The organism is Desulfosporosinus youngiae DSM 17734 (genome assembly GCF_000244895.1).
Taxonomy (GTDB): Bacteria; Bacillota; Desulfitobacteriia; order Desulfitobacteriales; family Desulfitobacteriaceae; genus Desulfosporosinus; species Desulfosporosinus youngiae.
The window spans coordinates 2,879,277-2,891,176 of the sequence record NZ_CM001441.1 but is presented as its reverse complement, the minus strand read 5'-3'; the positions used below and the strand labels follow the sequence as shown (position 1 = coordinate 2,891,176).

General features: G+C 45.1%; 13 protein-coding genes. 1 reads left to right on the top strand and 12 read right to left on the bottom strand.

Going from position 1 to position 11,900, the window contains the following annotated elements; translation table 11 throughout:
- Positions 1-30: 30 nt before the first annotated feature.
- The 7 genes from DESYODRAFT_RS28215 to DESYODRAFT_RS13335 all read right to left on the bottom strand — a co-directional run bounded on the left by DESYODRAFT_RS28215 (position 31) and on the right by DESYODRAFT_RS13335 (position 5,734).
- The gene (locus DESYODRAFT_RS28215) at positions 31-198 is read right to left on the bottom strand and encodes a hypothetical protein (protein ID WP_007783918.1); all 168 of its coding nucleotides are present in this window, start codon (positions 196-198) and stop codon (positions 31-33) included.
- Positions 199-226: 28 nt separating this feature from the next.
- Positions 227-586 (bottom strand): cupin domain-containing protein, encoded by a 360-nt coding sequence (locus DESYODRAFT_RS13360; RefSeq protein ID WP_007783917.1) that lies wholly within the window; start codon positions 584-586, stop codon positions 227-229.
- 224 nt (positions 587-810) lie between these two features.
- Positions 811-2,835 carry a DUF6449 domain-containing protein gene (locus DESYODRAFT_RS13355; protein ID WP_007783916.1) on the bottom strand — a complete coding sequence of 675 codons (2,025 nt, stop codon included), beginning with the start codon at positions 2,833-2,835 and terminating at the stop codon, positions 811-813.
- On the bottom strand, positions 2,810-3,709 hold the full coding sequence (locus DESYODRAFT_RS13350; RefSeq protein ID WP_007783915.1) for an ABC transporter ATP-binding protein: 900 nt from the start codon (positions 3,707-3,709) through the stop codon (positions 2,810-2,812). Before DESYODRAFT_RS13350 ends, DESYODRAFT_RS13355 begins: the two co-directional genes overlap by 26 nt.
- A complete protein-coding gene (locus DESYODRAFT_RS13345; RefSeq protein ID WP_007783914.1) occupies positions 3,702-4,088 on the bottom strand; it encodes a GntR family transcriptional regulator in 387 nt (128 codons plus the stop codon). Before DESYODRAFT_RS13345 ends, DESYODRAFT_RS13350 begins: the two co-directional genes overlap by 8 nt.
- Positions 4,089-4,311: 223 nt before the next feature.
- On the bottom strand, positions 4,312-4,683 hold the full coding sequence (gene crcB / locus DESYODRAFT_RS13340; protein WP_007783913.1) for a fluoride efflux transporter CrcB: 372 nt from the start codon (positions 4,681-4,683) through the stop codon (positions 4,312-4,314).
- A gap of 196 nt (positions 4,684-4,879) precedes the next feature.
- Complete coding sequence (locus DESYODRAFT_RS13335) at positions 4,880-5,734, bottom strand: GGDEF domain-containing protein (protein WP_042339719.1); 855 nt, start codon at positions 5,732-5,734, stop codon at positions 4,880-4,882.
- A 254-nt stretch (positions 5,735-5,988) separates the two neighbouring features.
- On the opposite strand from DESYODRAFT_RS13335, the gene DESYODRAFT_RS13330 reads away from it, so the two are divergent.
- Positions 5,989-6,345, top strand: a complete 357-nt coding sequence (locus DESYODRAFT_RS13330) for a helix-turn-helix domain-containing protein (RefSeq protein WP_007783911.1) — start codon at positions 5,989-5,991, stop codon at positions 6,343-6,345.
- An 86-nt stretch (positions 6,346-6,431) separates the two neighbouring features.
- Here the strand turns inward: DESYODRAFT_RS13330 and DESYODRAFT_RS13325 are convergent, their stop codons facing one another.
- The 5 genes from DESYODRAFT_RS13325 to srrA form a co-directional block, all read right to left on the bottom strand.
- Complete coding sequence (locus tag DESYODRAFT_RS13325) at positions 6,432-7,289, bottom strand: rhodanese-like domain-containing protein (protein ID WP_042339717.1); 858 nt, start codon at positions 7,287-7,289, stop codon at positions 6,432-6,434.
- Between the two features lie 70 nt (positions 7,290-7,359).
- Positions 7,360-7,968, bottom strand: coding sequence for a TorD/DmsD family molecular chaperone (locus DESYODRAFT_RS13320; protein WP_007783908.1), 609 nt, complete (start codon positions 7,966-7,968; stop codon positions 7,360-7,362).
- 21 nt (positions 7,969-7,989) lie between these two features.
- Positions 7,990-9,132 carry an NrfD/PsrC family molybdoenzyme membrane anchor subunit gene (gene nrfD / locus DESYODRAFT_RS13315; protein WP_007783905.1) on the bottom strand — a complete coding sequence of 381 codons (1,143 nt, stop codon included), beginning with the start codon at positions 9,130-9,132 and terminating at the stop codon, positions 7,990-7,992.
- Positions 9,133-9,134: 2 nt separating this feature from the next.
- Positions 9,135-9,692: a 4Fe-4S dicluster domain-containing protein gene (locus DESYODRAFT_RS13310; protein WP_007783903.1), complete on the bottom strand. Its 558-nt coding sequence runs from the start codon at positions 9,690-9,692 to the stop codon at positions 9,135-9,137.
- The gene (srrA, locus tag DESYODRAFT_RS13305) at positions 9,692-11,887 is read right to left on the bottom strand and encodes a respiratory selenite reductase catalytic subunit SrrA (protein ID WP_007783901.1); all 2,196 of its coding nucleotides are present in this window, start codon (positions 11,885-11,887) and stop codon (positions 9,692-9,694) included. Before srrA ends, DESYODRAFT_RS13310 begins: the two co-directional genes overlap by 1 nt.
- Positions 11,888-11,900 lie beyond the last annotated feature (13 nt).

Here is an 11,900-nt window from a genome sequence, read left to right as displayed (position 1 = left end):
CCTTTCCTCTTCTCTTGTCGCTTTAATTCCTTACTTAATTGTACGTTCATCCGTATTTAATTTTTTAAGAATCTCCTGAACAGTCTCTTCAATCCTATTTAATTTTCTGATATGCCAGACAATAAAAACGATAATTGCGACCGGCACAACCAACAGAATTAAAAGAACACCGAGAGAAGCGCGTGTAGCATCCAACATAGTCCTGTTTACTCCTTTCAGCTTCGGATTAGATTCTCTCCAATTGTTCAACCGTTTTATCGTTTATTATGTTTCCGGTATTCAACGTGCTTTTGGGCTCTATTAACAGCACATGGGCCTCCTCAGCAGCAACAGGCAGATGTTCAGTTCCTTTAGGAATGATGATACCCTCTCCCTCCTGTAAGTGCACGTCTTTATCCCTGAATTTTATAGTCAATAACCCTTTGACTACATAAAACATCTCATCTTCATTGTCGTGTAAATGCCAGGTGAATTCCCCTTTTAACTTGGCTATTTTGACGTAGGAATCATTGACCTCCCCGATTATTTTGGGGCTCCAGTGTTCGTTAAAAAGCTGAAATTTTTCTTTCAGATTAATTTTTTCCATTTGCACACCTCGTAATTTTATAATGATTTTATTTCTGATATTCACTATTAGGTAGCTATAGTTACCATAATTCTGCATCCAGAACAGCAAATACCAATTCTAGGTTTATTTCGCCACTATCTCACCTTATCCTCTTTGTCGTAATATATTTCCATTGCCAAAAATCGCCTGTCCCAGTTTGGAATGCGCATTCCAAACTGGGACAGGCGTGGCGGCAGCGCTGCTTAATTATTTTCCAATTCCCTGAAATATCCCTTTAATTTTACTGAAACAGGGGAATCAAGGCTGACATGTTTTTCCCAGGAGCTATTCCGTATATTAAAACGCACAATGACCGCATTGCTGTTGTAATCCGTACTGGAATTAATGTTTAACAATTCTTCAATCACTTCCCGCTCATTAATCTTTACCCGGCTGCGTGTTGCCGCTTTGCTTGCGTATCCTAGACTATCAGCTTTTTCCAGTTCAACGGATTCAATGTCCTCCAATAGCAGGGCAAACTGGTCATAATAGCCCTTGTCCTTAAACCAGTTTATCAGGGAGGTAAAACTGCTTTGAACCAGGATGCGTTTGTCATAGATTTCTTTGGCATTATTGTTTTCCAATACGGATAGCCAGATATAAGGATCTCGAGGTGAGGTCATATCCTCATAGGGCATCTCAGCGGTTTCCTTTTTCAGAAGTTCCGTTAATTCCCGGATCTCCTCAGTTTCTGTGAGATCGACCGGCCTTTTGCCGCTGCGGTCATCTCTGATAGACATCATTTTTATGTCCTCCGGCACCAGATTCATTGCCGGAAATTTCAGGCCTTTATACTCCAGGGATTCATAAATGGGCTTGAGGAAAGCGGCATCACTCTGATCAGCTTCATTCATATTGTATCGGCGAATGATATAATCTCCGTTTTTCAGGGTGTAAATGATATAAGGGTATGAGCCTGCCCCCTTCTTCCTTTCCTTGATCAAATGCTTCTGGAGTTCAATCACTCCCGCAATATTCTCCTGACTTTCCAGGAGGAGGGGCGGGTTATTTGCGAAGTACTTGCTGTCATTATACCTGGACTCCAGAAATTCGGGATTCTTTTCCTTTTCAAAATAAAACCAGTCATTATAGTTATAGCCGAAATAGATCTTTTCTACTTCCTCAGGGCTGGGCACCCGTTTAACAAAGCCCGAAACATCCAGGGACAGGCCTCCCAGGAGTATCCCAATGACAAGGGCGTAGCGGAGATACCCCTTATAGAAGCGCAAAACCCTGAAGGACTTATGGATCAGAATTTCCGCTACAAAATAGCCCAGAGCCGAAACCAGAGCATAGCCCACGATCAGCATGGGCAGGGATTGCCGGGAAGTACCGCAAAAATAAGTTCCTCCCATCAGCATTAAACAGAAGGTCACCCCGTATTTAAAGACCGGATATAAGGTCGGAAAGGCAATAATCTCCCCTGCCGTTTCCAGCCTTCTGTGTTTATAGACAAACCAGCCCAGGACTAAAAAGGCGGCGGCGGCCAGGATGTAAGCCGCAAAGTAGCCCAGCGTCTGCGGGTTCCTCGGAAAGCCCCCGTTCAGCAGCCAAAATAAAGGGTAATTATCCTGGTTAAACAGTGCGTAAGGGGCTTCAGCGAAGCCAAACAACAATTGCTCAAGGCTGAATTTCAGCAAAGCATAAATTCCTATAGGCAGGATTTGAATGATATAAGTGAAGACGATTTGGGCTACGGAAGATCCGGTCAGCATCCCGGCAAATACGGCGATACTGTAAAATAACATACAGAAAAAGATATTTAGTCCAAGCCAGGTGAAAATCTTGGACAGGGTATAAAAACTTCCCAGTACTGTCCAATACTTTAAGACGATCAAAAGCAGAGAATTTAAGACGGCGGGCATGATTAACAGAACAAAGCCTGCCAGGCAATGGCTGGCATAATGAGAGCTCCTTTTAAAGGGCAGGCTGTGCATCATAACAGCTGATTTGTCTGCCTGCAAGTACCGGAATATCAAGACTGCCATTAGAACCGGCACAGTACAGACGAGAAGAGCTTGAACGCCGCCCTGAGAAAAACTCAGGGTTCTGTCGATAGTGTCTTGGATCCAGAAAGTCTCCCAAACATCCATCCCCATGGCGTTCATCAGGTGACTGAAAGGAATATAGGCCATAAGAGCTAGGGTATAGAGAGCGCTTACCCACCAAAAACGCTTGAAGTCGTTTAAGATCAAAGTTTTTTTAAATAATGATATTTTGAATGTCATAACCCATCCCCCCTAATTCATAAATAAAAATTTCTTCAAGTGTCAGAGGCAGGACATCCAAAATAAGCGGATTGGCGGCTTTCATCCTTTGCAGCAATTCATTCTTATCCCCTCTGGCAATCAGCAGCAGTATGCTTCCTGTCCGGGTTCTGTGCAAGACCTCAGGACCTTCCAGGAATCCTTCCGGAATCTCACCGGCAAATGCCAGCTGAAACTTGTGAACCTCGGATTTCATATCGTCCAGTTCCCTCTCCACAACAATTTTCCCCTTGTGCAGGATGCCGATGTGATCACAGACATCTTCCAGTTCTCTTAAATTATGGGATGATACCAGGACGGATATCTGCCTTTCCTCTACATCCTGGAGGATGAGGTTCCAGACCTTTTTGCGCATCACCGGGTCCAGGCCATCCACGGGTTCATCCAGGATCATGACTTGAGGCATGGAGGAAATACCCAGCCAGAAAGCCACCTGCTTCTGCATTCCCTTGGACAGCTTGACCACTCTTCTCCTGCTGTCGATGGGAAATACCTGCTTTAATTGCTCATAGCGCTTCCAATTCCAGTCAGGATATATTTTGGCATAAAACCTGGCGGTTTCAGCGATGCTTGCTTGAGAAAAGAAGTACAAATCGTCGGGAATATAAACCATTTGCCCTTTGACCTGGGGATTTTCGTAGACTGGCTGATCAGCAATACTCACTGTCCCCTGGTCCTGACGGTATAATCCCGTTAAATGTTTAATCAGAGTGGTTTTGCCGGCACCGTTAGGCCCCAGCAGGCCGTAGACGGATCCCTTCTCAACCTTTAAATTCAGATCATCAAGAACTTTATAATTGCCAAAGGATTTTGTCAGCTTTTGGGCCTCAATCATGGTTCCTTTGCCTCCCTTTTTTATAGATTTCCTCAATTCTGGAGAGGAGCTGTTCCTGGGGAATATTCAGGTAGGCCAGCTCTGAAACCAGTTTCTCCAGCTCCAGCAGCAGGTCATCCTGTCTTCCCGGGTTGATTTTACGGTTTATGGGGGTTACAAAACTTCCTTTGGCCCGGATGGAGTATATGTATCCTTCCAGCTCAAGTTCTTTGTAGGCCTTATGAATGGTATTGGGGTTGATGGTGAGAGACTGGGCCAGTTCACGAACGGAGGGAACCCTCTCGTTAGGCTTCAGTACCCCGCTGATGATGAGTGCTTTTATTTTCTCCTTAATCTGTTCATACAAAGGGCTATGATCCATATAATCCAATTGAAACATAGTTACCACCCATCTGTTCTATATTATTTAGTACAGTTAATACAGTTCGTATACTAGCAGAAACTTCCTTTATTGTCAATATACAATGCCAGTGATCAACCTTACACAAAAAGGCCTATCTCAAATATGAAGGCGCGCGCCTTCGTATTTGAGATAGGCCTGGAACTTCTCGGATTGGGCAGGAGTATTCCCATATCCTTGTACTTTAATGGTTCAATGAGAATCAGAGCAGGCGGGCAAGTCCCATTCCCAAGGCAACTCCGGCGAAGCCAATGAGTACAGTTAAACCGGTATAAAGTACTGCCGTAAGCAGACTCCCTCCTTCCAACAACATGATCGCTTCATAACCAAAGGTGGAAAAGGTTGTGTAGCCGCCCAGAAAACCTATGCCTATGCCCAGACGCCATAAAGGACTTACATTTAAGCGTTCAATGAATAAGATATTGAGAAATCCCAAGAGAAAAGCACCGGTTATGTTGATGATAAACGTCCCCAACGGAAAACCCTGACTCCATTTGCTTGATACCCATAAACCGAGAGTATAGCGGGACACTGTCCCTAAAGCTCCTCCTAAAGCAACGACTAAAATATTCACCCTGTTGGCTCCTTTCTTAAAAATAAAAAGACTCCTACTGAAATAGTTTCAGTAGGAGCCATCAGCGTTACGCAATAGCGAGCCCCATCGCAAGTAAGGTTAACAAAAACTACCTAACTCATTATCTATCATAGCTGAAAATACACACTAAAGCAAGATGCTTTAGGCTTATCCTTTGCCGTAGCTAGTTTCTAAATCAGCACACCCTGTTGCGGCCTTCATTTTTAGCCCGGTACAGTTTCTTGTCCACCATAGCCAGCAATTCGGCTATGCCTGCAATCCCGGAATCTTTAAAGACGGTTTGAGTCCCTATGCTGCAGGTCACCATTACTTTTTTTCCTTTAAAGTAAAAATTATAGTTTTGAACGGTCTCTCTGAGCCGGTTGGCAATGCTTTTGGCGGCTTTTTTTCCGCTGCCCGGCAGACTGATGAGAATCTCATCGCCGCCGTAGCGGGCGACCCAGCCGCTTCCCCTGCGGAGATGCTTCTGCAGCAGCAGGGCCAGCTTCTGAAGCACCTGGTCCCCCGCTGCATGACCGTTTTGGTCATTGATCCGTTTAAAATAGTCAATATCTATAAAAAGAACGCTTAGAGGTTCATCCAATTCAAAAGAACTTTGCATATCGATAGGCAGCCGTTCATCGATGTATCTCCGGTTATAAAGCTTGGTGAGGGAGTCTGTGATGGCCATTTCCTTTATCTGATGGATATACAAATCTTCCAAATCCCGGGGCTCCGGACTGAATTGAATGTTTTGCCGGATAAGCTGTTTGAATTCCAATAAATAAGATTCGCCGCCAATTGCGACGGGTATAGTGGTTATGGCAGTCACCCAGTTATCGATTAAGTGTACTCTGAATGTAGCCCTTAGAGAAGGCCGGAATACCCTGCCGATCTTTTTAAGATCCTCCGGGCAGACACTTGGCCGACAATTTTTATTCGAACTCTCATAAATCATGTTATGGTCGGTATCTGTAATGCAAATCAAGGTATTGACTGACTCCAGTGCCTGAATACTATTTAAGGCGTCGGCTAAATCATCAAAAACCATTTTCACTCACCTTTCCTGCTGGAATATAAGGAAATGACGCGCCTTTGCGCGTCATTTTTGGAAGCAGTCAATGTGTTTATGGGCATTCAAGATAAGCCTGAATTGCCAAGAGTCATCACATGAATGAAATTCTCCTTTTTACACATTATAAATGTATTATTCAGCATTTTACACCAATAATAAGTTTAAGTCAATACATCAGTAATGTGTGTGGTATTATTTTATACACCAATTAAATGTAAAGGAAGCAAGGCATGAAGGAATCATATGAAATAATCCGCGAGCTTCGAGAGGATAAAGACTTGAGGCAACGGGATATTGCCAAAATTATCGGAACGACACAACAACACTATTCCAGATGCGAGCAGGGAGAATCCGATCTTCAAACCCGTGCGGTTATTACATTGGCAAATTTTTATAATGTATCCACAGATTATCTTTTAGGCAGAACTGAATGCAAACAAGGCATTGACGTACTGAATCAACCGGTCCTGGGAGATTATACAACCGGGCGGCTTTTAACAGAAGTGCTCTCCTTAAACGATATCGGACGGCGTGCCATAATTGAGTATATCGAACTTCAAAAACTTAAAGAAAAAATTCATAGATAAAACAACCATCAAAAAGCGTCCTCCACTTTGATAGTGAAAGAGGACGCTTTTTGATGGTTGAAACCACTTAGAGTTTTGGATTTAACTTACTCGTATTTAACGTTGCCTTCTTTGTCAATCGTAACCTTATTGTCTAATGCCAGGACATTAGTGTATCCTGCGGCCTTAAGGTGTGCCTGAGCGACTTTAGAACGTGTTCCGACTGCACAGTGTACAAGTATCAAAGCATCTTTGTTAGGAATGGCTTTTTCTACATTAGCAATCGTTGCTGCGTGATCCACAGTAAATTGGTCTCTTACTCCAAAATTCAAGGCATCCTTCATATGACCGGCTTCGAACTCGCTCTTGTCACGAGCGTCAATGACAAAAAAGTCCCGGCCAATGCTTCCTTGCATTTTAGCCTGCCAAGCATCGGGTTTAAGCTGTTCGTTATTCGCTGTAATGCTGGCAACCCCTATGAATCCTTTAGCATCAAATGCTGTCCAGCCATCGAGAGCAAAGGTATTTACATAGCCCTTTTCAAGGAACTTAGCCAGATTTGCTTTAGCTCTTCCGCCAGATTTACAATGAACTAAGACGACTGCGTCTTTGGCAACGCCTTTCAGTTTCTCATCAAGAACCCCCAGCTCCCCTTTAGCAAGCGTTGCATTGGCATCAATATTAATGGCGCCTTCGAGTGCTTTTTCCAGCTTAATCTCATCCGGAGTTCTCAGGTCTACAACATAATAATCTTTGTTGATCGTACCGGTCATTTTTGCTTTCCAGGCGTCCCACTTTAGAATGTTACTATCTGCAGAGGGCGTAGGACTAGCCGGTTGTTGGGTGGTAGGCTGGGGTGCAGGCTGGGTGACTGCCGGAGCAGCAGGCTGGGAGCACCCGCTGAGTAAGGTCAGTACCAAAACAAGTGAACTTACAAGGGTTAGGATTTTAGATTTTCTAAACATCATTTTTGGTTTCCCCCTTCTTTTTTATATAAATTAACTTACTCGTTAATTTATTTCGGAAAAATTATTTCTAAAGAATATTTAATCCCAAAAATCTCTCCAGTTCCTTTACTCCATACTTGTAGAAGTGCCCCTTTTGAAGCTCGTCCAAAGCTTTCCGGAAATCCGCCAGCCAGTCCAAATGATCCTCTTTAAATTGTTTGGCTTCCTTTAAAAATCCTTGCCCGATCAAATAGGCTAAGACCTCTAAAAGAATGGTGAGATGATCCGGCATCAGGTCATATTCGACAGGGATTTCCAGGTTAAATGCCTTAAGAATATGCTGGACATGATGGGCAGGGTCCCCCATCAGATAACCCTTTTGCTGCTTAAAAGGGACCTGATAGCTCTCATCCGTCGTCCATTGTTTGTATACGGATTCAATGGGAGGGGCAAAAGGTTTTTCCATCCCTAAAAAACAGCTATTAAATGACTCTACTAATTGCTCATAAGTATGGATTTCCCTCATAAAGCAAGTCGTGATCGGATAACCCGCCTGTTTACTCAATACGCCGATTTGCTCGTCGATTTCCCCGCGTTTAATCTCCTCGAAAAAATCCTCTTCCGGAAACTTGAAGAATTCCGCAAAGATCATTAAGAGATTTTGTAAAGCTTGATTGCGTCCGAGTATCTTATTCATGTTCTCACCTTTACCGTTAAATTAATGCTTGGAATCAAGCCTGAGCTTATATTCAGCCCAGCTGAACATTAACATAATGAAACCTAAGGCTCCAATGATTAACGACCATTCACTCCAAGTTGAGGTGTAGACATTAAAACTTCCAACAGCAGGAGGGGAATCAGGGATCACCTGCAGGGGTACAACCTGACCCGAATAAACGAAATTCAGCCTGGAAAACAGCATACCCAATATTGCCAGGGAAGCAGCTAAGAAAGCTTTCCCAATCGATGAGAATTTAGAGGAGAACAAGATAGCCAGGGGTAAAACCATACCTATCAAGACTTCCATGAACCAAAAGGAGATCGCTATAGGACCTGCGGTTACCGCTTTGGCAGCTTCAACCAGAGCCGGATGACCACTTGCTAAGGAAAAACCTATCTTGACAAACTGCATTCCGGCTAAAAGAACGAGGGCTCCTGCCAGGATCTTGCCCAGGGTCAGGGAGATATTTTTACCCAGATAGTCAAATTGGGCACTATCCCTGCCTTTCAGATAGACAATCATAGTCAGTACTGCCGCTCCGGAAACAATCCCCGAGACGACCATATAGACGGGGTAATAATAGCCGGCCCAAAATTCTCTGGTTATGGAAAAGCTGAAAAGCCTCCCCAGATTGATAATCGCCGCTAATTTAACCACGAAGGAAACATACGCTATTCCTGTAGCGGCACGATGGTTGTCTTTAAGCGTGAAATAGAACTCAGCAAACAGTAAGATCAAATAGACTCCATAAAAAGCTCCCATCCAAAAAATCGGGCTGGACAGATTCGGAGTAAAAAGCAGCCAGACCATTTTAAAAGGATTGGACAGTTCAACAGCCAATACGGCAAAAGCGGAGATAAGCAATAGAATCGAGGCCAGAAGTGCTCTCTTAGCCAGAACATCAAATTTCTTAATTCGAAAGACATGCCCCAAAGAAGCGACTAAACCCGTCCCTGTGGCGGCTACGGCAAAGAACACATAGCCTGCAATCAGAGTTCCCCAGGGCACATCCAGTGTTGTACCGAAGGCCTGTTCCCCGCTGATAAAATACTTGTTGGCGGCTCCCACTAGAGCCAATACCAAGAAGAAGAAGGCTAGGTAAGTCCAGAAGGTTTTTTCGAATTTCTGAGTCTTCTCCATTTTTATGCTCCCCCTCCCCGCTTGGCTTTGGCATAATAAATTCGTGGCTTGGTGCCAAGTTCTGAGCGAAGCTGTTCTATTTCCCGGCTGTTCATGGCCTTCAGCAAAGGGCTGGCCGGATCATCCAGATCGCCGAAGATACGGACCTGATTCATACAAGTCGATACACAGGCGGGGCTTTCCCCGTTAACCACATACTCCGCACAGAACCGGCATTTTTCCGGAACACCATGCTCGTTTATCACTCTTACATTGTAAGGACAGGCCACCATACAGTATTTACAGCCAATACACTTTTTCGGATCAATCAGAACGATGCCGTCTTCTCGTTTGTAGGTTGCCCCGGTCGGACAGACCGTCTGACAAGGAGGATTCTCGCAATGCTGACACTGCACCGGAGTGATCATTCTCATCAGCTTAGGATATTTTCCCTCCTCACGTTCTTCTAAGCGGTTAAAGCTCAGAATGGGAGACAGCCCCCACTGCATCTGGCAAGCAATCCGGCAAGCGTTGCACCCTGTACATTTGTTGGGATCAATGAACATTGCATACCTGGCCATCATTTCCCCCCCTTTGTGATCCTGACGATACATTCCTGCCCCATGACATGACCGGTTTTCTCGTCAACCCGTGCCGGAATAAAGTCATTATAGTTGACACCTTTGGCAAAACCGTTTTCCAACCTGTCGGAGAAGGTTCCATAGGTTGAAGGTATCCAGACACATTCAGGATGGAGCCCTTCGGTTACGTGGATTTGAACCTGCTTGGAAGTGATTTCACTTTGCACAGTCGCCCAGTCCCCTTCTTTAATCCCCAGTTCTCCGGCACGTGAAGCATTCATCCACATATAGGTGCCTTTTTTCTCCTCAGTAATAGCCATAAGATAGGGGTTGTTCGTGGTCATAATATGAGAATGCCAGGGTTGCTTACCATGAATAAGCCGGAATTCCTGTGCTCCTTTGGGTTCGACCAGAGTTGGTATCCAGGTAGGCACACCCAGATACCCTTCCTTCTTCCAAGCCCCAAGAGAGAATTCAATTTTTCCGGTGAAGGTGCTGAAGCTAAGCCCTTCTTCTTTAGGCAGAACGGAAGGCATTAACTCAATACATCCTTTTTCTCTTAGCTCCTCCGCACTAATTCCCAGAGGACCCAGAGCTGCTTCCAGTTCTTCCTCGACTGTGAATCCGTAGAGATTTTCCAGGCCGAAAGCCTTGGTTACGCCTTTCATGATCTCCAATAAATCCAGACTGCCGGCCGGACTCTCTAAGGCTTTAAAGCGTGTGGCAATCTGAACTGCGGGCCAGTAGATATTGCCATTTATAACCTTGGGATGTTCCGTTCGCTCCAAATAATGGTTTTCCGGCAAAATATAATGGGCAGTGTACAGGGATGTTTCATTCCAGTCATAAGGGATACTCACGACCAGCTCCGCATGTTTAATCTTCTTTTGGTATTCGGGATCAGGCGCTGAGCGCAGAGGGTTATAGGAATAAAAAAAGACGACTTTAGCCCTTCCCTTTTCGATCATATCCGGAATTCTTTGGGGGATACCCCGGGAGGGTTCAACCAAAGGATACTCTCCCGCGACTCCGGCTCCATCTCCCCTGGAGCCTTTAACAGCTTTTGTCCCAAAATAAGTTTCCTCCGGATGCCCAAAGGTAGTGCCGGCTGCCGGGAAAAGACCCCCTGCCTGCCAATAGTTACCGAGCAGGGCGTTGACAATCACGTTCATCATGACGGTCTCATTTGAATTCAGGTAATGAGCATTAAGTCCATGATACCCTGGGTCCAGAAAGGCTTGGGGGGCATTCCGGGCAAGCTCCCTGGCAATTTCTTTAATCTTAGCCGCTGGAATTCCTGAAATTCCGGCAGCTTTTTCCGCGGTAAACCCTTGATTATGCATCCAAAATTCATCGAAACCGTACACATACTTACTGACGAACTCCTGATCATACAAGTCTTCTGCAATAAGAGTGTGAGCAATTCCCAAGAAGAAGGCTAAATCAGTTCCCGGTCTGATCGGGATCCACTCGTCGGCGATGGTCGCTAATTCACAAAACCTGGGATCGACCACAATAATTTTCATGCCTTTGGCCTTGGCCTCGGTTATGCGCTGCATGGCGGCAGGAATAATCCCCCCGGCATAATTTCTGCCGGCAAAGAGCATATATTTGGCCTGATCAAAATCCGGGTTGTACATACCCCCGCACATTTGCTGCCAGATGTTGGTCTTGGCTGAAAAACAAGTGGCATAGTGAGTTATATAGTTGTCAGACCCAAGCACATCAAGCAAGGGCTGCGCATAAGTTTCTTTGCCTCCATGACAGGCCCAAACAACTTTGTCCCCCCCATGCTGTTCAACCAATTGCTGCATTTTACTGCCAACCTCTTGGAAGGCTTCTTCCCAGGACAGCGGTTTGAACTTGTTATCGGCAATCCGCTTCATGGGCTGTGTGACCCGTCCCGGGTTATAGACATTGTAAGCCACACCATGCCCCCGGGCGCACAGGTTTCCTCTGGACTTCATATGGAGTTCATGCCCTTCAACTTTCCACAATCTGCCGTTCTTGACATAAGCCCAGACTCCACAATAACTGGAGCACCCGTTACAAAGTGAAGGAACCTTTGTGACTTCCCCACTCTTTGCTTCTTCGGCAAAAGCTTTAAAATCCATGTTTAGAGCTTCAGGCAAGGCAACGACTGCAGCAGCGGCAGCGGCAACTTTTAAAAATGAACGTCGTGATATTAGCTGCATAATCTTTCCTCCT